This window comes from Frankia sp. ACN1ag (assembly GCF_001414035.1).
Taxonomy (GTDB): domain Bacteria; phylum Actinomycetota; class Actinomycetes; order Frankiales; family Frankiaceae; genus Frankia; species Frankia torreyi.
The window spans coordinates 62,271-84,074 of record NZ_LJPA01000003.1 but is presented as its reverse complement, the minus strand read 5'-3'; the positions used below and the strand labels follow the sequence as shown (position 1 = coordinate 84,074).

General features: G+C 72.6%; 10 protein-coding genes and 7 pseudogenes. 9 read left to right on the top strand and 8 right to left on the bottom strand.

Annotated features, from left to right (window positions below; all coding sequences use genetic code 11):
* Window positions 1–459: 459 nt before the first annotated feature.
* The gene (locus UK82_RS03035; RefSeq protein WP_044887155.1) at window positions 460–2,007 is read right to left on the bottom strand and encodes an alanine racemase; all 1,548 of its coding nucleotides are present in this window, start codon (window positions 2,005–2,007) and stop codon (window positions 460–462) included.
* A 478-nt stretch (window positions 2,008–2,485) separates the two neighbouring features.
* Between UK82_RS03035 and UK82_RS03030 the strand changes: the two genes are divergently transcribed.
* From UK82_RS03030 to UK82_RS03005, 8 genes and pseudogenes are all read left to right on the top strand, one after another.
* Window positions 2,486–3,925 (top strand): diaminobutyrate--2-oxoglutarate transaminase family protein, encoded by a 1,440-nt coding sequence (locus UK82_RS03030; protein ID WP_044887156.1) that lies wholly within the window; start codon window positions 2,486–2,488, stop codon window positions 3,923–3,925.
* The gene (locus tag UK82_RS03025; RefSeq protein ID WP_044887157.1) at window positions 3,922–5,514 is read left to right on the top strand and encodes a pyridoxal-dependent decarboxylase; all 1,593 of its coding nucleotides are present in this window, start codon (window positions 3,922–3,924) and stop codon (window positions 5,512–5,514) included. The genes UK82_RS03030 and UK82_RS03025 overlap by 4 nt, the downstream gene beginning before the upstream one ends.
* Window positions 5,511–7,502, top strand: a complete 1,992-nt coding sequence (locus UK82_RS03020; protein WP_055406241.1) for an IucA/IucC family siderophore biosynthesis protein — start codon at window positions 5,511–5,513, stop codon at window positions 7,500–7,502. The genes UK82_RS03025 and UK82_RS03020 overlap by 4 nt, the downstream gene beginning before the upstream one ends.
* Window positions 7,502–7,997 (top strand): annotated as a pseudogene (locus UK82_RS35290) (SidA/IucD/PvdA family monooxygenase); the annotation flags it as partial. The gene UK82_RS03020 and the pseudogene UK82_RS35290, both read left to right, overlap by 1 nt.
* Window position 7,998: 1 nt before the next feature.
* Window positions 7,999–8,517 (top strand): annotated as a pseudogene (locus UK82_RS35285) (SidA/IucD/PvdA family monooxygenase); the annotation flags it as partial.
* 1 nt (window position 8,518) lies between these two features.
* Window positions 8,519–9,124: pseudogene (locus UK82_RS35280) on the top strand (lysine 6-monooxygenase); the annotation flags it as partial.
* On the top strand, window positions 9,121–11,349 hold the full coding sequence (locus UK82_RS03010; RefSeq protein ID WP_044887160.1) for an IucA/IucC family siderophore biosynthesis protein: 2,229 nt from the start codon (window positions 9,121–9,123) through the stop codon (window positions 11,347–11,349). The pseudogene UK82_RS35280 and the gene UK82_RS03010, both read left to right, overlap by 4 nt.
* Before the next feature lie 224 nt (window positions 11,350–11,573).
* On the top strand, window positions 11,574–12,962 hold the full coding sequence (locus UK82_RS03005) for a glutamine synthetase family protein (protein ID WP_044887184.1): 1,389 nt from the start codon (window positions 11,574–11,576) through the stop codon (window positions 12,960–12,962).
* Between the two features lie 79 nt (window positions 12,963–13,041).
* Here UK82_RS03005 and UK82_RS35275 read toward each other — a convergent pair.
* The 3 genes and pseudogenes from UK82_RS35275 to UK82_RS35265 form a co-directional block, all read right to left on the bottom strand.
* A pseudogene (locus tag UK82_RS35275) lies at window positions 13,042–13,450 on the bottom strand (MMPL family transporter); the annotation flags it as partial.
* Between the two features lies 1 nt (window position 13,451).
* Window positions 13,452–14,598 (bottom strand): annotated as a pseudogene (locus tag UK82_RS35270) (MMPL family transporter); the annotation flags it as partial.
* Window position 14,599: 1 nt separating this feature from the next.
* Window positions 14,600–15,474 (bottom strand): MMPL family transporter (locus UK82_RS35265; RefSeq protein WP_236705443.1); only part of this gene is annotated, 875 nt, incomplete at its 3' end.
* A gap of 108 nt (window positions 15,475–15,582) precedes the next feature.
* On the opposite strand from UK82_RS35265, the gene UK82_RS02995 reads away from it, so the two are divergent.
* A complete protein-coding gene (locus tag UK82_RS02995) occupies window positions 15,583–16,380 on the top strand; it encodes a TetR/AcrR family transcriptional regulator (protein WP_052681347.1) in 798 nt (265 codons plus the stop codon).
* Between the two features lie 41 nt (window positions 16,381–16,421).
* Here UK82_RS02995 and UK82_RS02990 read toward each other — a convergent pair whose 3' ends face one another.
* The 4 genes and pseudogenes from UK82_RS02990 to UK82_RS35255 all read right to left on the bottom strand — a co-directional run.
* The gene (locus UK82_RS02990) at window positions 16,422–17,492 is read right to left on the bottom strand and encodes a hypothetical protein (RefSeq protein WP_044887163.1); all 1,071 of its coding nucleotides are present in this window, start codon (window positions 17,490–17,492) and stop codon (window positions 16,422–16,424) included.
* A gap of 705 nt (window positions 17,493–18,197) precedes the next feature.
* Window positions 18,198–18,742 (bottom strand): annotated as a pseudogene (locus UK82_RS35260) (HD-GYP domain-containing protein); the annotation flags it as partial.
* Between the two features lies 1 nt (window position 18,743).
* A partial coding sequence (locus UK82_RS02985) for a diguanylate cyclase (protein WP_236705442.1) occupies window positions 18,744–20,843 on the bottom strand: 2,100 nt, incomplete at its 3' end.
* Between the two features lie 36 nt (window positions 20,844–20,879).
* Window positions 20,880–21,245 (bottom strand): annotated as a pseudogene (locus UK82_RS35255) (diguanylate cyclase); the annotation flags it as partial.
* Window positions 21,246–21,804: the final 559 nt, after the last annotated feature.

The following is a 21,804-nucleotide window of genomic DNA, read 5'->3' as shown; positions in this document are numbered from 1 at the left end:
GAGACCACCTTCATACTTGGTAGACGGAACGGACTGGTCGGCTTGATCGGCCCGGACGATAATTCACCACACGCCGGCGGTAGTCGGCCGTCATCCGCGGCCGACCGGGTGGATCGAGCCCGGCAACCACATTGGATGCGACCAGGACAAGTCTAGCCGAGTCGCGTTGTCTGTACATAGAGAATTTTGCAGCCATTGCGTTGCGTGGAGACAAAACAGCCTATTTACCATTCTTCCGACTAACACGCACAGCCATCGACATTGCTGCCCGTCCGCCGGACGCGATAGACACGGGTCCTCCCCTGGGTTCCCCATCGACCGCAGGGGACCGGCGGTGGAGCGGACGCCTGCGTCGGGGCTCGGGTTCGGCCGGGCATCCCGCCCGTCCCGCGCCCGGTGACGTTCGTCTGCGACGGGTCCGACCGGGGCCCCGCCGCGAGACCCCGGCGACCGCCCGTGTCACCCGCCCTGCGGACCGCCGTCGGCCGATGTCGCAAGCACGATGCGGCGCGGCCGAGGATGGCCGAGGAAGTCCGCGAGCGCGAACTCGTAGCCGTAGGCTCCGGCCAGCGGGAAGACGATGACGTCGCCGGGCCGCACCGATCCGACCGTGATGTCGCGCGCGAGAGTGTCCTCCGGGGTACACAGCTCGCCCACGACGGTGACCGGACGTCCGGTCGTGTCGACGCCCCCGTTCTCTCCCGCGCCCCCGACGTCCTCGGCTTCTTTCTGTTTCTCCGCGCCGCTCGGATGGGACCTCGCCACGACCGCGAAGTTGTGCACGATCTCCCAGGAGGTCGGCAGGGCGAAATGGTGGATGCCGCCGCGCAGCACGACGAAATCGGTCCCGTAGGAGCGTTTGACGTCGATCACCTCGGCGGCGTACCAGCCGCAGTCGGCCACGAGCAGCCGGCCCGGCTCGAAGATCACATCGACGCCGGCTGGGACCGATAGCCGCGCGAGGCCCTCCCCGAACCGGTCCAGGTCGAAGGGCCGCTCGCCGCGCCGGTCCGGCTCGAACGGCACGCCAAGTCCCCCACCCACGTCGACCACCCGCAGGTCGATCCCGGCGTCGGCGGCCGTGCGCTCGGCGAACCCGAGGCACCAGCGGACGTAGTCCAGATGGGCGGCTGCGTCGAGGTTGCCCGACACCGCGTGGACATGGAATCCGGCCACGTCCAGATGGGGCAGACGCTTCGCCAGATCCAGCACGGCCGGCACCTCCGACTCGGGCACCCCGAACGCGCTCGGCCGTCCCCCCATCTGCAGGGAGCCCGTGAGGGAGACCCGCGCCGGGTTCACCCGCACCGCCACGGTGACCCGCCGACCGAGCCGCGCCGCGACAGCCTCCAGCCGCCGTAGCTCACCCGGGCTCTCGACGTTGACGATGGACACGCCGGACTCGACCAGCGCGGTCAGCAGAGTGACCGACTTCGCCGGGCCGGACGCGACCAGGTAGGGCGATCGGGCGGCGGCCACTCGGCCGTAGGTCGCCAGGGCCAGGCGCATCTCACGCACCGAAGAGACCTCGAAACCGTCCACCCCACCGAGACCGGGGACGACGGCGTTCGGGTCCAGTCGGGGGACCACGATGTCCTCGCCGGCCTCGGAAGCGGCGGACGGCAGGTCCAGACGGGGGACGGCACACCCGCGGTCCGCGCCGGTGGCGGCGGCCTCCTGGCCCACTCCGGGGACGGCCGACCGGTCCGCGCCCAGGAGGGTGGGGTGCGTCCTGGCCAGACCCGAACGGCCTGCGCCGGTGCCCCGCAGCAGCGCGTCGAGGACCGGCGGGAAGCCGTTGGCCTTCACCGCGTAGCAGAGTGCCGCCCAGCCAGGCAGGCAGGCACGCAGCGCGGCGGCGTTGCGCGCGGCGACGGTCGGGTCGTAGAGGTAGGCGCTGATCTCCGCCGTCCCCGCCGGTCGATCGCGCACCGCCGCGAGCACCGCGAGGGGTAGGCGCTCCGCGGGCAGGGCATGCAGCGGAGCCGCGGACGGCGGCAGGTCCATCCGAGTCCTCCTCCCCGGGGCCCGGTCATCGCCCGATCGGACCACCACGCCGTTCCCACAGTGACGAATGCGGCGTATTCCGCGCAATAAAATGCCGAATGCGTGGTCGACCCGGCTCCGCGCTCCTCCGGCGACGACGGCCGCAGCGGCCCGGGCGCAGGGGTGATCAGCCCATTTGAGCGGGGCGGAATCGGGCCACGCACCGACGGCACAGCCACGTCCCAAGACAGACACGACCATGCCAGCCGGAGAGTCCACCCCCGGGTGTGCGCTCGGACACTGCCCGAATGGCGGGGGCCCGAGCCAGGGAGGGCCTCAGGAGCAGCAATTCCACGACGATGCAGGGCATCCAGGCGGACCATGGAGGGATCCGCCGATGGTGCCAGACGCGACCGTATCCTTGCGCGGAGCAACAGCTCGCCGCGGAGTTAGGTTAGGCTTCCTTGAACACGGTCCGCTCGAAAGGGAGTCGCCCGCAATGACGATTTCCGCTCGAAACGGCATCAGCACCAGCATCGACCCGGTCCCCCCGGCCTGGGATCCCGCCGCCATCCTGGCGCGGCAGCGCGAGCGGGAGTCGTCCGCCCGAACCTACGCGCGCACCCTCCCGATCGTGCCGGTCCGCGCGGGCGGAGCCACGGTCGTCGGCGCGGACGGCCGGAGCTACCTGGACTGCCTGTCCGGTGCCGGCACTCTGGCCCTGGGCCACAACCATCCGGACGTGGTCCAGGCGATCACCGCGGCGCTCTCCCGCGGCGCCCCCCTGCACACCCTGGACCTCGCCACCCCCGAGAAGGACGCGTTCACCGAGGAGCTTCGGGCCTGCCTGCCACCGGGGCTGGGCAGCGATGTCAAGCTGCACTTCTGCGGTCCGAGCGGGGCCGACGCGGTGGAGGCGGCTATCAAGCTCGCCCAGACGGCGACCGGAAACCAGACCATGCTCGCGTTCACCGGTGGCTACCACGGCATGACCGCGGGCGCGCTGGCCGTGACCGGCAACGTCGCCGTCAAGAACCCGTTGCCGGCCACGGCCTCGGTTGTCCGATTGCCCTTTCCCTACCCGTACCGGTGCCCGTTCGGGGTGGGATCCCCGGCCGGCCGCGCCGCCGGTCCGGACGGTGCGGAACTCTCCATCCGCTACATCGAACGGCTGCTGGATGACCCGCTCGGCGGGGTCACCGATCCGGCCGGACTGATCGTGGAGGTAGTCCAGGGAGAGGGTGGCGTGGTCGCGGCGCCGGACGGCTGGCTGCGGGCCATCCGGGAGATCACCCGCCGGCGCGGCATCCCGTTCATCCTCGACGAGGTGCAGACCGGGGTGGGGCGGACCGGACGGTTCTGGGCCGCGCAGCACAGCGGGATCACCCCCGACATCCTCGTGATGTCCAAGGCGATCGGCGGCGGACTGCCGATGGCCGTGATCGCCTACCGGGCCGAGCTGGACGTCTGGACGCCCGGCGCGCACACCGGCACCTTCCGCGGCAACCAGCTCGCGATGGTCGCCGGCCGTGCCACCCTGCGCCGGGTGCGCCAGGACGGACTCGACGAACGCGCCGCCCGCCTGGGCTCCCGCCTGTTGGCCGGCCTCGAGGATCTCGCCCGTGACCGTCCGTACGTGGGGAACGTGCGCGGCCGGGGGCTCATGCTCGGCGCCGAGCTGGTCGATCCGACGATCGAGGCGGACGCGGTCGGCGCGCATCCCGCCGATCCCCGGCTCGCTGCCCTGGTCCGGGCCGAGTGCCTCCGCCGTGGACTGATCATCGAGCTCGGTGGGCGGCACGGGGCGGTCATCCGGCTCCTACCACCCCTGATCATCGGCGAGGAGGAGAGCGAGCGCGCCCTGGCGATCCTCGCCGACGCCGCCGATGCGGCCGTGCGGCGGCTCACCGCCGACGCCACCGGGCGTCCGACCACGTGAGCGAAGCGCCGGAGCCCCGGCGGGGCCTGAACGAGCTCGTCGGGCTGACCCTCGCCGCGCTGGCCGAGGGCCGGCGTCGGCGCGGCGGACCGCTGCCGGCCGGTGGACCCGCGCGAGTGCGTGCGGCGATCCAGGCCGCCCTCGGCGTATCGCCCAACCGCACCAGCCTGCTCACGCGCACCGGTATTGGCGCCACGGCCGCGCTCACCGGCTTGGTGGAGGCCCTCGCGGCCGGGTCCGTGGACCCGGCGGACCCATGGTGCGCCGCCCATCTGCACTGCCCCCCGCTGCCCGTGGCGGTCGCCGCCGACCTCGCCGTGAGCGCCCTCAACCCGTCCCTGGACTCCTGGGATCAGGCCCCGGCCGCGACCACGATCGAGACCGAGGTCGTCGCCGCGCTCGCCGGGCTGGCCGGCTTCGACCCGGATCGGGCCACCGGCACGATCACCACCGGCGGCACGGAGTCCAATCTCATGGGCCTGCTTCTCGCCCGGGATGCCGCCCGCCCGGGGGCCGCGGGGACAGCCGGTGGGGTTACGGAAGCGGCGGGGCCGAACGGGCGGCTGCGCGTGTTCCGCTCGGCTGCCGCGCACCTGTCGGTGGACCGCGCCGCCGCGGTGCTGGGCCTCGATGCCCCGCCGGGGGCCACCATCCCCACCGACGGCCAGGACCGGATGCGGGTCGACCTGCTGCGACGGACGCTCGCCGAGTACCCCGGCCCGGCCGTCGTCGTGGCCACCGCGGGCACCACCGACGCCGGGGCCGTCGACCCGCTGCGCGAGATCGCGGCTGCGGTCGAGGAGCACCGGCGCCGGCTACGCGGGCGGCGACCCCCGGCGGCACCGGCCGGAACGGGCCATCTCACCTCGTCCGGCTGGTTGCACGTGGACGCGGCATACGGCGGCGGCGCGCTGTTCTCCGACCGGCTGGCCGGCCACCTGGACGGGCTCGCGCTCGCCGACTCGGTGTCCCTGGACCTGCACAAGCTGGGCTGGCAGCCGGCTCCGGCCGGCGTCTTCCTGACGCCCCGTCCGGACGAGTGGCCCAGCCTGCGCGCCGCGCATGCGGACTACCTCCGCTCCGAGGACGACGAGGCCGCCGGCTTTCCCAGCCTCCTGGACCGGTCCCTGCGGACCACCCGCCGCGCGGACTCCTTCCCGATCGCGGTGACGTTGCGCGCGCTCGGCCGCGACGGGCTGGGCGCCCTGGTCGACGCCTGCCACGATCTCGCCCGGCACGCGGAACGGACCGTCCTCGCCGATCCCCGCCTCGAGGCCGCCTTTCCGGTCACGCTGAGCACGGTCGTCTTCCGCTACCGGCCGCAGGCCGGCGCCACCGGCTCGGCGGCGGACTGCACCACCGATCGACTGAACCGGCTCAACGCGGACATCCGTCGCACGCTGCTGCTCGACGGGCGCGCGGTGGTCGGCCGGACCCGAGCGGGACCCGATCGGGCCGTGCACCTGAAGCTCACCCTGCTGAATCCCGACGCCACCGAAGCCGACGTGGACGCGCTGCTCCGCCTGATCGCCGCGATCGGCGACGAACTCGCCGGCGCGGACGGCGGTGGCATCGGGAGCGCCTCGTGACCAGAGACCAGCCCACGGCTGCGGCCATCGCTGATGACCTCGTCACCGAGACTCTCCTGCGCTGCTGGCTTCGGGAGACCGGCGCGCTGCCGGCCGCCGGCGCCCGCGCGATCGACGTCAAGCTGCCGGCGTCGGGCCTGTCCGTCCGGGCGACGATGACCCACCGCTCGCCGTCCGGGTGGCACCGGTTCGCCCAGCCCGAGCTAGTCTCCCCGGCGGGCGCGCCGTCGGCCGTCGACGCCGGCCTGCTCGCCGCGCTCCTCGTCCGGGAGATCACCGCGGAACAGGGGCTGCCCGCCGCCCACGGGGCCGAGGCGCTGGACCGGATCCTCGATTCGGCCTGCCGGATCGCCGCCCATCTCGACGCCCGTCGGACACAGGGGCACCCGAGTGCCGTCCCCCCGTTCCTCGCCGCCGAGCAGGCGTCGCTCACGGGCCATCCCTTCCACCCGGCCGCGATGAGCCGGCAGGGGGCCTCCGACCGGGCGATGGCCGCCTACTCCCCCGAGCGGGCCGGCTCCTTCGCGCTGCACTGGTTCGCCGCTCATCCCTCGGTGGTGTCGACGTCGGTCGCCCCAGCGGCCGAGCGCAGCCCCACGGCGACATCGCCGGCGGGCCGCCATCCGGTCACGCGCCTGCTGACCGAGCTGTACGGCGGCGGTGCCGCCCACAGCGAGGCGGCGGGGTGCCGCCCGATCGGAGCAGGCCCGTCGGCACCGACCGGCGCCGACCTGGGCGGTCTGCCGGACAGGTGCCTTCCACCCGGCTACGTTCCGGTGCCGGCCCATCCGTGGCAGGCCCGTGAACTCACCGAACGCGCGGACAGCCCCCTTGCCCGGCTGCTCGCCGACGGCCGCCTCGTGGACCTCGGCGAGTCGGGCCCGCTGTGGTATCCGACGTCGTCCCTGCGCACGGTCTGGCGGCCGGACCGCCGGGTCATGCTCAAGCTCTCCCTGGGCCTGCGGATCACCAACTCTCGCCGGGTCCTGCATCTCGGGGAGCTTCGACTGGCAGAGATGATCACCAGGCTGGTCGACGCGGGCCTCGGTGCCGCTCTCACCGCCCGACATCCGGACTTCCACCTCATCGGGGAGCCCGACTGGGTGGCGGTCACCCATGCGGACCGGTCCCCACCATCCGGGAGATCCGAGCGGCTGGGCATCCCCCGGTCGGCCGGGACGTTCGGCGAGTCCTCGGACGGCAGCAACGGCGTGGTGGGGCTGGAGACCGCCATCCGCACGAACCCCTTCGGCCCGACCGATCGGGCGATGAGCCTGGCGGCGCTGATCGCGCCCCGGCCCGATCGGGCGGCGGACAGCCGCGGTCGGTCCCGGGCGGCGATGCTCCCCCGCCTGCTCATCCGGCTGGCCGACCGCCGGGGAGAATCCCCCCAGGAGCTCGCCGAGACCTGGTTCGGGCGCTACCTGAGCGTGCTCGCAGCGCCCGTGCTCGACCTGTACCTGTGGTTTGGTGTGGGCGTTGAGGCGCATCTGCAGAACACCCTGATCAGCCTGGACACCGACGGCTGGCCGGTGGCCGGGTGGTACCGCGACAGCCAGGGCTACTACGTGGCCGCCTCGGCCGCCGCAGCCATGGAACGCCTGCTACCCGGCTTCGCCATGGGCCTCGACGCGATCTTCGACGACGAACTGGTGGCGGAACGCATCATCTACTACCTGTTCGTGAACAACGTCTTCGCCGTGGCAGGGGCCCTGGGCGCGGCCGATGTCGCCGACGAACACCGCCTGCTCGGGCGAGCACGCAATCTGCTGTCCCGGATGGCCTCAGACACCCGATCGGACCACAGCCCGGCCGGGCCACCCGCCGTCCGCCGCCGGCTACTCGACACCCTCCTGACGGCCGCCACCCTGCCCAGCAAGGGCAACCTGCGCACCTGTGTGGACGGCCGCGACGAGCTGATCGGACCGGTGGCCACCCAGTCGGTCTACGTACAGATTCCGAACCCGCTGTTGGAGGCCGCCCCGTGATGTCCCGCATCCCGCCCGAACCCCGCGACGAGCCGCCGCGGACCCCGGTCACGGTGCCGGCATCCGGCCTCCCCCATCCGGAGGCACCGGACTACGACGTTGTAGGGGTCGGGCTGGGGCCGTTCAACCTGTCACTGGCCGCACTGGCCGACGGCCTCCCCGGTCTGCGGGCCGCCTTCTTCGAGCAGGCGCCGGCATTCACCTGGCACCCCGGCCTGCTGCTGGAGGGCACGACCCTGCAGGTGCCGTTCCTCGCCGACCTGGTCACCCTCATCGATCCGACCAGCCCATGGTCGTTCCTGTCCTACCTGCAGGCGCACGACCGGCTCTTTCGCTTCTACCTCTACGAACGCTTCCACATCCCCCGCCGCGAGTACGACGCCTACTGCCGGTGGGTCGCCGAGGGCCTGCAATCCACCCATTTCGGCGCCCGGGTGGAGGCGGTCCGCTGGCATCCCGACGCCGGGTTGTTTCGCCTCGTGGTCAGGCAGACGGNCCCGCCTGCTGCGACGGCGCACGCAGAGCCCTCCGACCGGGCTGGCACCTGGTCCACCCGGGTGGTGACCGCGAGGCATGTGGTGCTCGGAATCGGCACCGAACCGACCATGCCACCCGCCTTCGCGGGAGTCGCGGGTGACCGGGTGTTTCACTCGGCGTACTACCGCGAGCGGCGCACGTCCCTGGCCGGACTATCCCACGTCGCCGTGGTCGGATCGGGCCAGTCCGGCGCCGAGGTGTTCGCCGACCTGCTGCGCAACCAGCAGACGGCGGCGCAGCACCTGACCTGGATCACCCGCACCCCAGCCTTCGCGCCGATGGAGTACTCGAAGCTGGGCCTCGAACAGTTCACCCCCGACTACGTGCGCTACTTCCACGGCCTGGAGCAGGGCCGCAAGGACGCGCTCGTCCCGGCGCAGTGGCAGCTCTACAAGGGGATCGACGCGGACACCATCGCAGAGATCTACGACCTGCTCTACGAACGGACGATCGACGGTGGCGACGAGGCGGTCACGCTNCTGCCGGGGGTGTCGGTGCAGTCGGCGTCGCTGGACGGCGAGCGGGGAGAGACAGTGCTCGACTGCCGCCACGATGATCAGAACCGGGCCTTTGCGCTGACCACGGACGCGGTGGTGCTGGCCACGGGATACGCCGCTCGGCGCCCGGCCCTGCTCGATCCGATGGTCGGGCTGCTGGCTCTCGACGACGGAGGTCGGTTCCAGATCGACGCCCGTTACCGGATCGCCACCGACCCCAGCGTGACCGGACATCTCTACGTCCAGAACGCCGAGCTGCACACCCACGGGGTCGGTGCCCCCGATCTCGGCCTGGGTGCCTGGCGGGCCGCGGTCATCCTCGATGACCTGACCGGAGGACACGCATACCGACTGCCGCCGCCTTCGGCGTTCACGACCTTCGGTGCCCCTCCCCGGACGGGCGGGTCCCACCACGCACCGCGGGCCACGGCGACAACAGCGCCGACGGGCCATGTCGGGCCCGGCAGCGCCGCCGCCTCCCCGGCGGCGGATGGTGGGGGGCGTCGGGAACCCGACGGCGCGCGGGATGCAGCCTCCGATCGGGGGGTACGGCGGCATCCCGTGATGCTCGGGGAGGCCGACCGGTGACCCTCCGCCCACCTGCCGCAGGATCCCCGCCGCCGGTTGCGAGGCCGGGCGGGTCAGCCGACCGCTGGCGGCAGGCCGGTCGCATACTGCTGACCAAGCTCATCGCGGAACTCGCCTACGAGGATCTGCTCAGTCCGCAGATCGAGGACTACACCGGTGACACGGACCTCGCGGAGCATCCCCCGATCGGCCGGGGACCCGCGCTGGCCCACCGGCTGGTGACAGCCGGCGCCGTCTACCGATTTCGCGCCCGGCGGGGCACGTTCGGATCCTGGTGGATCGATCCCGCGAGCCTCACCCGCACCGCCCCGCCGGTCGACGGGCAGGGGACCATCCTGTCTCCCCCGAGCGGACCGGACGACCGCCGGCCGGTCGACCCGCGTGGCCAAGGGCGGATCGACGAGGCTGCCGCCGACGACCCGGTGCGGTTCCTGCGGGATGCGCAGTCCCTACTCGGATGGCCCGATCCGGTCCTCGCCGACGTGGTGCGCGACCTGCTCGCCACCCAGTCGGCCGATCAGCACCTTCTGGCCACGGCGTCGCCCGCGGCCCTCCTCGCCCGCCTGCCCTTCGTCGCGTTGGAAGGACATCAGTCGGGCCATCCCTGCCTCGTCGCCAACAAGGGACGCCTCGGCTTCGGCGCGGCCGCCAGCCGATACACCCCGGAGGCCCGGTCGCCCTTCCGCCTGCGCTGGGTGGCAGCGCATCCCGCGATCGGGCGGTACTGGGACATCGCCTCGACCGGTCCCGGCCTACCGGACGGGGCCGCCGCGGACCAGTCGGGCAATGCAGCTCTGGTCCGCGCGGAGCTAGACACCGAAACCCGCGTCCGCTTCGCCGACGTCCTCGCCCGTGCCCTGGTGGCCACTGCACCACCGCGGGACGCCGCCGCCCAGGCCAGCCACCTCCCAACGCCCACGGCACCCCCTTCGTCCACCGACCTCGGCCCGCTCACCGACCTCGGCCCATCCAGCTGCCGCGCCCCATCCAGCGAGCCCGACCCGTCCAGCGAGCCCGACCCGTCCAGCGAGCCGGGCCTGTTGGCCGTCGGAGCGGCGGCCGAGGACTACGTCTGGCTGCCGGTGCACCCATGGCAGTGGGAGAACGTGATCGTCCCGCTGTTCGCCGCCGAGCTCGCCACGGGTCTGCTGGTCCCGTTGGGCGAGGGACCGGACCGGTACCTCCCGCTGCAGGCCGTCCGCACGCTGGCCAACATCGACCGGCCGGAGCGGCGCAACGTCAAGCTTGCCCTGATGATCCGCAACACCCTGGTCTGGCGTGGCATGTCCGCGGCGGACGCCGCCGCCGGGCCGGCAGTGTCGCGCTGGCTGCTCGACCTGCGCGACGCCGATCCGTTCCTGCGGGAGGTGACGGGGGTGCTGCCGCTGTCCGAGGTGGCCGGCGCCGCCGTCGGCCACCGGGCCTACGATGCCATCCCCGGCGCGCCCTACCGGCTGCACGAGTTGCTCGGCGTGATCTGGCGCGATCCGGTGGAGCGGCATCTCGTCGACGGGGAGCAGGCTCGCAGCCTCGCGTCGCTGCTCACGATCGGGTCGGACGGACGGTCCCTGGCTGCCGAACTGGTGGCCCGATCGGGCCAGTCGGCCCGCGACTGGCTTGGCGCCCTCTTCACCGCGTTGCTGCCGCCACTGCTGCACTACCTGTACCGGTACGGGGTCGCCTTCACCCCGCATGGCGAGAACATCATCTGCATCTTCGACGCCGAGCAGCTACCCCGACGGATCGCGGTGAAGGACTTCGGCGCCGACATCGAGCTGGTGGACGGCGACTTTCCCGAACGCGCGGGCATGCCCACGCAGGCGGCCGCGCACTGCCGCCGCTGGCCCGGGCCGTTGCTGGCCCACTCGGTGCTCTCCGCCGTGTTCGCCGGCCACTTCCGTTACTTCTCCGTGCTCGCGGCGGATCATCTGCAGGTCGAGGAGGGCGAGTTCTGGCGGCTGGTCCGGGCGGCGGTCGACGGCTATCACGCGCGGTTCCCCCAGCTGGGGGAACGCTTCCGCGAGATCGATCTGCTCACGCCGCGGTTCGACCGGGTCTGCCTCAACCGCGAGCAGCTCGCCGGCGCCGGGTTCCACGACCGGGCGGACCGGGACGGCGGGTTCGACCTGATGCACGGGAAGGTGGCCAACCCGGTGGCGGCGGTGACCTCCCACGGGCCGGCGTCCCAGGCCGAGGTTTCGATGGCACGAACGGAGGACCAGTGACGTCGCTGCCAGCGCCGATACCACCCGCCCGCTCGGCGGGGCCCGCCGAGCGGCCGAGCCCGGCCGAACCGGCCGGCCACCCGCCCGCCCCCGCACCGCCGCAGCCCGCCGCCCCGGCATCGCCACCCGATCGGACCAGTACCAGCGACGGTGCCGGCCCGCGATCGGCGGACGCCGACCCCCAGGCCCTGGCAGATCTCCAGGCGCTGGCAGATCCGCAGGCCCTGACCGATCCGCAGGCGGCGGGCGTCGAGGCTCTGCACCGGCTGCTGACCGGCGACCACGCCGTCGAGGAGGTGGTCGTCGCCACCGTCGACCTGCAGGGCCGGCTGGTCGGCAGCGCCGTGTCCCCCGACCACTTCACCGGCGAGGTGCTCGCCGACGGGATGGGGGCGTGCACCTACCTGCACGCCGTCGACGTGGACATGCAGACCGACGGCGGCTATCCGCGCACTCCCTGGTATGACGGCTTCGGCGATCTTCGACTCCGACCCGATCTGACCAGCCTGCGCCGGGCACCGTGGCGCCCGTCCTGCGCGGTGGTCCTGGCGGACGCGACCTGGCCCGACGGGTCCCCCGTGGACGTCGCCCCCCGAGCGGTGCTGCGCCGCCAGCTCGACGCGCTCGCCGCCGCCGGACTCACCGCCCTCGTCGGGACCGAGCTGGAGTTCCTGGTCTTCCGCGAGTCCTACAAACGGGCGGCGCGGCGTTCCTGGTCGAGGCTTACTCCGGCCAGCCGCTACAACATCGACTACGCACTGTTCGGCACCGAGGAACTCGACGATCTGACCCGCCGCATCCGGCGGGCCATGGCCGACGCCGGGATCGCGGTCGAGTCGGCTCGGGGCGAGGTCCATCCGGGCCAGTACGAAATCGTGTTCCGCTACGCCGAGGCGCTCCAGGCGTGCGACAACCACGCCCTCTACAAGACGACCGCCAAGAAGATCGCCGCCGCGTCGGCGCAGGCGTTGACCTTCATGGCGAAGTACGACGAGGGCGAGGGAAACTCCTGTCACGTCCACCTCTCCCTGCGGGGGGTGGACGGGGACGAGCCGGTGTTCGCGGCCGCGGCCGGTGCCGGCCGATCCGACACCGCAGGGATGTCGCCGCTGATGTGCTCGTTCGTCGCCGGCCAGCTGGCCTGCATGGCCGACTTCACGTTGCTGTTCGCGCCCAACGTCAACTCCTACAAGCGGCTCGCCCCCGGCACGTTCGCGCCCACCGGGGTGAGCTGGGGGCGCGACAACCGGACGTGCGCCGTACGCGTCGTCGGCAGCGGGACGGGGCTGCGCATCGAGCACCGCGTGCCCGGCGGGGACGCCAACCCCTACCTCGCCGTGGCCGGCATGATCGCCGCCGGCCGGTTCGGGATGGAGCACGGGCTGGCGCTCGAGCCCGGCCGGATCGGCAACGCGTTCACCATGCCGGGACTCACGCCGCTGCCCGCGACGCTGCGCGACGCCGTCGAGCGGTGGCGGTCAAGCGCGGTGGCCCGCGCCGCCTTCGGTGACCGGGTGGTCGCCCATCTGGCGCATGCGGCTGAGGTCGAGCTGGCCGCGTACGAGAGCACGGTCACCGACTGGGAACGTCGACGCGGCTTCGAGCGCTTCTGAGCCGAGCCGGCGCCGGCGGCCCGCCGCCGCCCACGCACGGGGCCCCACAGCCCCCTTCTCGGGGACGGCCTCGATCCGGTCAGCCCGCCGACGGCCCCGGCCGCCCAGCCGGGCCCTGTCCGGCGTCGCCGCGCGGCGACGCCCCGCCCTGGGCCGCGGACCGCTGCGCCGGTGCCAGGCCCACAGCCGCCGATCCGTGCCCTGCGCGCGGGACGAGCGGGGAGCCCGGCCGGGCCGGGGGTGCGGGCGCGCGGTACTCGCGGAGTCCGAACCGGTCATGCAGGATCCGCAGGGGGCGCGGCGCCCACCAGTTCGCGTTGCCCGCAACCCGCATGAACGCCGGGACGAGCACCCCCCGGATGAGCGTCGCGTCCAGCACGATGGCCAACGCCGTGCCGACGCCGAACATCTGCATGAAGCGGACCGACGAGGTCGCGAAGGCGACGAAGGTGACGGCGAGCAGCGCCGCCGCGGTGGTCACGATCCGGNCCACCCGGGCGAGCCCGGCGGCGACGGCCTCGGCGTTGGAGGCACCGGCATCGTGCGCCTCCCTGATCCGCGACAGCAGGAAGACCTCGTAGTCCATCGACAACCCGAAGGCGATGCAGAACAGCAGCACTGGCATGGACGTGTCCAGCGGGCCGGGGGTGAAGTCGAGCAGTCCCTCGAGGTGCCCGTCACTGAAGATCCATACGGATGCGCCGAACACCGCGCACATGGCGAGGCCGTTGAGCACGATCGCCTTCACCGGTAGCAGCACGCTGCCGGTGAACAGGAACATCAGGACGAAGGTGGCCAACGCGATCAGGCCGAGCGCGAGGGGGAGCCGGTCGGCGACCGTGTTCTTGCCGTCTACCAGCACGGCGGGCGCCCCGCCGATCAGGGCGCTGGTCCCGGCGGGCGCCGGCACGGCCCGGGCGGCCCGGACGAGTGCCTGCGCGCGACCCGACGCGTAGTCCACCGAGGTCACCACCTGCAGCGAGTCCGCACCGGCGACGGCGAAGCGGCTACTGGTCGGCTCGGCGGGTAGGACACGGCGGCCCTGCACGTAGGTTCCCAGCGCACCGTCCACGCGGGCCACGTCGGGCAGCCGCGACAGCGTCGCCGTGTATGCGGCCAGCGCCGGCCGGTCGACCGATCGCGTCCCCTCGGCCTGCACGACGACTTCCATCGCACCGCCGAGGTCGGCCGCGAAGTCCTCGCGCAGCGCGTCCCCGACCACCCGGCTCGACGCGGAGCCGGGCTGAAGCACCCGGTCGTCCGGCGTCCCGAAGTTGACGTGCAGGAACGGCGCCCCGAGTACGAGCAGCACCGCGACCACCGGCAGCCCGGTGAGCACCGGGCGGCGCATCACCGTCGCCGCCACCCGCCGCCAGAACGGGGATTCGCCCGTCTGCCGAATCGCGATCGCGTCCCCCCCGTTCCCCCCATCCGCGCCGGAGACTTCCACCGGCCCGGACCGACTCGTCCGGCGTCGGCGGACCAGTCCGATCAGGCCACCCACCCGCCAGGAGTTCACCCGCTCGCCGAGCACCATCAGCAGGGCCGGCAGCGACACGATCGCCGCGACCACCGCCACCAGCGTCACCGCGATCCCCGCATAGGCCATGGACTTCAGGAAGAACGGCGGGAACAGNAGCATCACGGCCAACGCCACGATCACCGTGGCACCGCTGAACAGGATGGTCCGACCGGCGGAGTGAACGGTCACCGCCACCGCGTCCGCACGGTCACGCCCGGCCGCCAGTTCCTCGCGGAACCGGCTGACCATCAGCAGGGAGTAGTCGATGCCGAGGCCGAGGCCCATCGCCGTCGCGAGGTTCACGGCAAAGATCGACACGTCGGTGAGCCCGCCGATCACGGACAGCGTCGCGAAACCGCCGACGATGCCGAGCAGGCCGATGCCCAGCGGCAGCAGCGCGGCGACGACGCCGGCAAACGCCATCACCAGGAGCACCAGGGTGATGGGGATGGCGATCGACTCGGCCACGGCGAGGTCGCTGGAGACCTGGTTGCCGATGTCCTCGCCCACCGTCGCCGCACCACCCGGCAGCACGGTCACCGTGTCCGACCATTCTCGACTCGACTCGTAGCGATCGACGATGTCCGAGGCCTGGTCATCGTTCCGCACACTGGCCACGACCAGGGCCGATCGGCCGTCCCGGGAGCGCAGCGCCGGCCCGCCGCCGGTCCAGTAGGACACGACGTCGCGGGCGCCGGGCTGGGCGACGAGATCGGCCGCCACGGACCGGCCCGCGGCGGCGACCGTCGCGTCGTCGACATCCCCTCGCCGGGCGGTGACGAGAAGGAGCACGTTCGGATGGCCGTGAAAGCGGGCGTCCATCACATCGGCTGCCCGGGTGGACTCCGAAGCCGGGTCGTCGAAGCCCCCGGTCTGCAGCTTGCCGAAGGCGGTGCTCGCGAGGACGCCGCCGCCGAGCAGGACGACGACCGTGAGGACCAGCACCAGGCGAGGGCGGCGCGTCACCAGCGCCACAAGGGACGAGAACACGGCTTCCTCCACAGATGGGGCAACCCTGGAGAGAACAGTGTTCGCGCCGGGTGTTCTCGTCAAGGCCGAACTGACGCAAAGTTGACAGCGTTCACCCCGAGATCGACCATGGCCGCTGTGAGTAGTCCAGTCCCCCGCCGGGAGCGGCTACGGCGGGCCACCCTCGACGAGATCAAGCAGACGGCGCATGCCCAGTTGGCGGAGCTCGGTCCCGCCGCCCTGTCCCTTCGGGGGGTAGCGCGGGCGATGGGCATGGCCCCCTCGGCCCTGTACCGCTACGTGGACAGCCGCGAGGTCCTGCTGGCGGAGCTGACGGCCGACGGCTTCGCCTCGCTGGCCGACGCCCTCGAGGCAGCGTTCACGGCGGGCGATCCGCACGATCATCTCGGTCGGTGGCTGGACGTCGCCCGGGCGCACCGCCACTGGGCGCTGGACCACGCCGTCGAGTACACGTTGATCTTCGGTACGCGGGTACCGGAAGGCGGGTTCGTCGGCACCCGGGTGGCCGCCGAGCTGCAGCGGTCGGTGACCGTGCTGTTCCGCTGCATGACGGAGGCGATCGAGGCCGGACTGGTCGACACCGGCCATGTCGAAGCCGGGCTCACCCCGACGATGCAGGTCAGGCTGCGCGCCTGGGCTGGCGACCACGGCGTGGCGATCGACCCCGGTGGCATGGCGGTCTGCCTGGCGGCCTGGACCCAGTTGCACGGCTTCCTGTCGCTGGAGTCCTTCGGCCACCTCCCCCCGGCCCTCGAAGATCCTGCCGACCTGTTCGACCGACAGATGATCGACGTGTTCACCCAGGCCTGCCGGGCGATCGTCCCGGCGAGCCCGCCCGGCGCGGATGACCCGACCCGACCGGACCGGACGGTCGGGTCTGGACCAGCCCGCATGGGCGGCCGGTAGAGCACCCGACCGGGCCACCCGGCCCGGTCGGGGCAGATCGGTCAGGCCGAAGTACGCATCCGGCGCTCCAGCGCGTCCAGTGCGACCCGGCGGGCACTCTTGATCTCCGGAAGTCGGGCCTGATACGCCGGTGCCGTGGCCAGCGGCTGGTAGAAGCCCATACGCGGGACGAAATCCGTCTCGTCGTAGCCCGGCGGCCGGTGCAGAGCGTAGGTGCGTCCCGGAAAAAGCAGGTCGTAGTTGTCGGCGATCTGCCAGATGGCGACGTGCGGATCGACACGGCGCCGTTGGAAGTACGCTTCCAGGACATCGATTGTGAAACTAATCTCATGGAACTGTTTCACGAGGCTGTGGTAATGCTGGCCGACCTGATACTTGATCGGCAGCTCGACCTGCAGGCTGTCCGAGTAGTCGAGCAGGTCGAGCGCCAGAACCTTCAGCGAGGTCTCCACGCCATACCCGCGCGAGAAGGCCAGCGCCGCGAAGACATCCGCGTCGATGACGAACTCCCCGATCAGGGGCTGGATAGTCCGCGTGATGGACGGCACATACCGGGCGAGCTGTTTCGACAACAACGATCGCAGCATCTCCGTGGTGCGCCCGCCGGGCTGACCGTCACCCGTCACCCTACGCGAACTTCCGTTCACGAAAAGTGGAGCGTTGCCGGCGGTCGTCGCAGCGGCGAGCACCCCAACCGTGTACGGATCGTAGCTTTCCAGATCGGCGTCGTGGAAGATGAGACGATTACCGAACGCAAGGTAGGCGAGGCTGCGCATGGCGCCGGCCTTCCCACCGGTCGTCGTGGCCTCCCGGCCGGCATGGCGTTGCAGGACGGACTGCCCGCGGACGACCCAGCTCGCGCCCGCGTCCGTCGCGATGCGCACGAGGTCGTGCTCGTCGCCGTCCGAGGACGGATCGACGACGACGCCGATCTCGTCCAGCACACTGCGCTCCTGCATCCACCGCTGCCGGTTCTGCGCGATGATCTCGCCGAGAGTCCGGGCCGCCTCCGGGCCACGGGCCGGGATCAACAGGCTCAGGGTGATGCCCTTGGCAAGCTTGTCCACCTCGATTGTGTCGAGGTCGAGGCTGGTGGGTTCGAGCGTTCGCACGGACGCCCCTCTCTCGTGACCTTTCTTGGGTACGGACAACCCCCGTACCGGTGGCGACGTCCTATGGGGATCTGCAACGGGCGTTGCGAGGTGGGTATCAGGCGGACCGGGCGGTGAATCCCCCTCGTGCCACTGACCGCATGATTGCGTACCTCCGTTCGCAACGCCTCGACCGCCCCGGTCGTTTCCGGCACCTCCCCGCACTCGGGTTCGCCGCGTCCTCTTCGCGGTCTGGCGGAGCACAACCGATCCGACACATGCCAGGTGCTGGAGCGTCAAAGTATCGGGGTTGCGGCCCGGTCCGTCACTCCCCCTCTTTCCCCGCGGGTATCAACCACCACTTTCGGGACCGGCCACGAACACGCCGCGCCGCACCGGAACCGCACTACCGTCCCACGTGGCTACGGTGGGTGTCTGGCCAAGCGCCCGGAGCGGTTACTCCGGGACCGATCGGGAGAGAACTACCCGCTGCCGGGCCAGCCGATGCCAGGCCGGCATCGACCCAACGGATACGCCGACTCACCGACTCACCGATCCGGTAGGCCGAGAGGGCTACCCGGCCCGTGCGGCGAGGAACAGGAAGCCGCGGCGGTCGCTGGGGACCACAGAGGCCGGCTCACCCACAGAGGCCGGCTCACCTCACCCACAGAGACGGGCTCACCCACAGAGACGGGCTCGCCAAGGGGCGGACTCGCTCATACGTCGTCAGTCTCCCTCGGTCAGCATCACGGCCGGGACGCCGGCGCGCGATCGGGCGAGCCCCAGCGCCGGCCGTGTGGACGCCCACGCGGCCGGGGTGGTCGTAAGCCGGTCGCCCGGATGGGGCAGCCCGACCCGCCCGTCGGCCTCCAGAGCGAGGAAGACGTCGACGACCGTCGGGTCGAACTGGGTGGCGCGCCCGGCCCGAAGCTGCTCGCGGGCGGCGGGTCCGCTCAGGGGAGCCCGCCCCCCGCGCCCGCCGCGCATCGCCGCCCAGGCGGTGCAGACCGCGAGGGCCCGTGCCTCCATCCGGATCCGGGACCCGGCGATCCCGCTGGGATAACCACCCCCACCGAACCACTCCCGCTGCTGGGCGATGATCTCCGACTCGACCCGCAGATCCGGCACCTGGGCGAGCAGATTCGCGCCCATCACCGGGTGCATCCGGATCAGCCGCCACTCCTCGGCGTCCAGGGGGCCCGGACGGGCCAGGACGTGCGGTGGCAGGAGGATCTTTCCGACGTTGTGCAGCCGCCCGGCCAGCCGGGCCCNGTGGCGTGCCACGGCGGCATGGCCGAGCACGGTGAGCACCTCGGCGAGCCAGTGCCCCACCGCCCGGCCGTCCGCACGCGGCGCATGCCAGGCGTCGACCTGCTCGGCGATCCGGCGCAGGCACTCGACGCTGTCGGGCAGGCGTCTGGGCAGCTCGCGCGGCTCCGCGACCAGTACCGCGGCCACCGCGGTGGCCACCGCCGCGGCGGCTGCGGCCACCGCCGCGGGCTCGGCGAGCACGGCCGGCGTGCCGTCCGGGTTGGCGGTGGTCGCCTGGCGCGATCGGGCCGCTTCGCCGTCGTCACCGCCCCAGGGCCCGTCCCAGCCGGACGCCGACGCGCCGGATGACGCGCCCGGCCGGAGGGCGCCCTCCGGATCGTTCTCGACTGGCTCGGCCGGGTGAGGACGGTCCGTCCACCGCAGCGACGACGCGGAATCGTCGATCCGCAGACCCGTTCGGAGCGGATCGAGGGCAGACGCCACGATCGGGGAGGGCCCGGACCCGAACGGATCGACGGCAGGCCGCGGGAACGTGGGCGGCCGGATGCCGAGCGGATCCGCCGCACCTCCGTCGGCCACGGGCTGGTCGCCGGCCGGCCAGTCCATCGGTGAGCGTCGGGATGCTGTGGAGTCGAGCGCCGGTCGACCGGCGCTCGGGACTCGGGGCGGCCGCGGGTGGGGGGAGGCCCGTCCGGAGGGCGTCGGCGCCGCGGCCGGAACGCGCCCTGGGCGCTGCGCCCCCTCCGGACCGATCGCGACCCGGTCCCGGCCCGCCTCCTTGGCGGCGTACAGGGCCCGGTCCGCGACCGCGACCAGCGCGTAGACGTCGCCCGCGTGGTCGGGCAGGACAGCGCCGCCGACCGAGACCGTTACCGGCACGGACAGCGACGACGATCCGGTACCCGTGGCGGTCCTGAGCTGACCCGCCGTGTCCGGTCGGCCGTCGCTGCGAGTTGTCATCGCGATGCTTCCCGCGGTCCGGATGACGTCGGCCGCCGGGGCCGCCGGGGCCGCCGCAGCCCCCGCGCCGGCGGGGAAGGGCGACCAGTCGGCGGAAGCGCCCGACCACCCTGCGGAAGAGTCTGACCACTCTGCGGAAGCGGCTGACCAGTCGGTGGAAGCAGCGGGGGCCGGCACGGGCAGCGTCACCTGCACGGGCTCCCGACCCACGCCGAGCCGCAGCCGCTCGGCGATGTCCGCCAGCGTGTCGCCCCGGACGTCCAGCGCAAGCAGCGCGAACTCCTCCCCCCCGTAGCGGGCCACGACGTCCCCCGGACGGGTCACGTCGAGCAATCGCCGGGCCACCTCGGCGAGCACCTGGTCGCCGGTCGGATGGCCGAACCGGTCATTCACGGACTTGAAGTGGTCGACGTCGACGAGGAGAAGGCCCATCCCCGACCCGACCCGACGAGCCCGCCGGGCGGCGACCCGCAGCTCGGCCTCCAGATACCGACGGGTCCGTAGCCCGGTCAGGCCATCCGTGATCGCGAGGTGTCGCTGATCGGCCTCCAGCCGGGCCATCCGGACGATGATCAGAAGCACGATTCCGGCGCTCACCACCGCGATCATGCCGACGTCCCGGAGATCGCCGCGACCAGCCTGCACGCCGAGCACCACCGGCCCGACCAGCCCGAGACCGCCCAAGGTGGCCAACCGCCACCCGCCGCGGCTCGGCACCGCCGACGGCGCCACCGACGGCGCCACCGACGGCCCCGATCGGGCCAGCGAGGGATGGAGCGCGGCGGCGGTGAACAGAAGAGCGCTTACCATCCGGGCGGCGTCCCGCCCGTCGACGGCTGTACCGCCCGAACCACCCATCCCCAGGCCTCCCGCGGCGGCGTCGCCGAGGCGGGTGAACACATCGACGGCGTCCGCGGCCACGCTCACGAGCACCCCACCCGCCAGCAGGAGCAACGTGGCCGGGTGCTCGCCGTCCCCCACCGCGAGCCGGACGGTCACACCGACCACCACCAGACTCGCCGCCGCGCACACCACCGGGACGATCCCGGCCGCCGACGCACCCCCGGCCCGCACCGCCGGTGCCACCAGATACACCCAGGACAGCAGCCAGGCCGCGGCGAGGACCATCGCGGTGTCCAACAGGCCGGCCGCACTCCGCCCGGGACAACGCGCCCNCAGCAGTGCCAGCAGGCCGGCGACCAGCAGCGGATAACGGAGGAACAGAACGAGGTCCGCCGCCGCGCCGGTTGTGACCGAGGACATGCGAGGGTAGATGAAGAGGGCCGCACCAGTAGCCGCGTAGAGAACCTGACCGCCCGCGAGGAGCACCCAGCCACGCCGCGGAACGACGGCGAGGCGATGCGGTCCGGCGAGCAGGGCACCGGCGGCCGACAGGCTCACCAGCAGGTACAACGCCATCCGGAAGCCGAGTCCGACACCCACCGCGGGCGGCAGGACGAAGGCGATGACCGCGGCCAGGCCGACACCCGGACAGGCTAGCCAGCCACGGCCCGGCCGGGCGCGCCACGGCGGGGCCGGCATCACCCCTCGGTTCGGGACGCAGGATCCGTTCGGGACGGTGGCGGCGAAGGCGGTGACGCCGACGCGACCCCAAGCCCGGACCTGGGGCGCCCGGCGGGCGTGGGGACGTGGTGGCCTCGGGAAACGGCCCGCGGCAGACCCATCGTCGGTTGGTCCACCGACGACCTGGGGCTCGTGGACGATGCAGGACCGGCTGGCGGCGAACAGCCACCCCGGGGGGAGCGGGCCATGAGCAGCCTCTCAGTTGACCGGACGGGTGGTGCGCATACCGGCCGCGTACGCCCGATGCCTCCCGGCGATCCATTACCGGATCCGGCAGCAGCGGCGACACCGGTCCCGCCCAGACGGTTCCGGTGTGTCGATCGCCGCGACCTTCCGAAACCGTACCGAACCGTCGCTCTTCGTACTCGCTCGTTTGAGTCCTCGTATGGACTCTTGTCCGATTCTTGTTCTCCGCTTCCACTCGCCGGGTGCGTAACCACGTATGCGGACCAATGGTCCGCGGAGGGGCTCACGGCGTACCCGGATGGCTCCGTCCGGGGTGTCTCGCGGGCCGGCC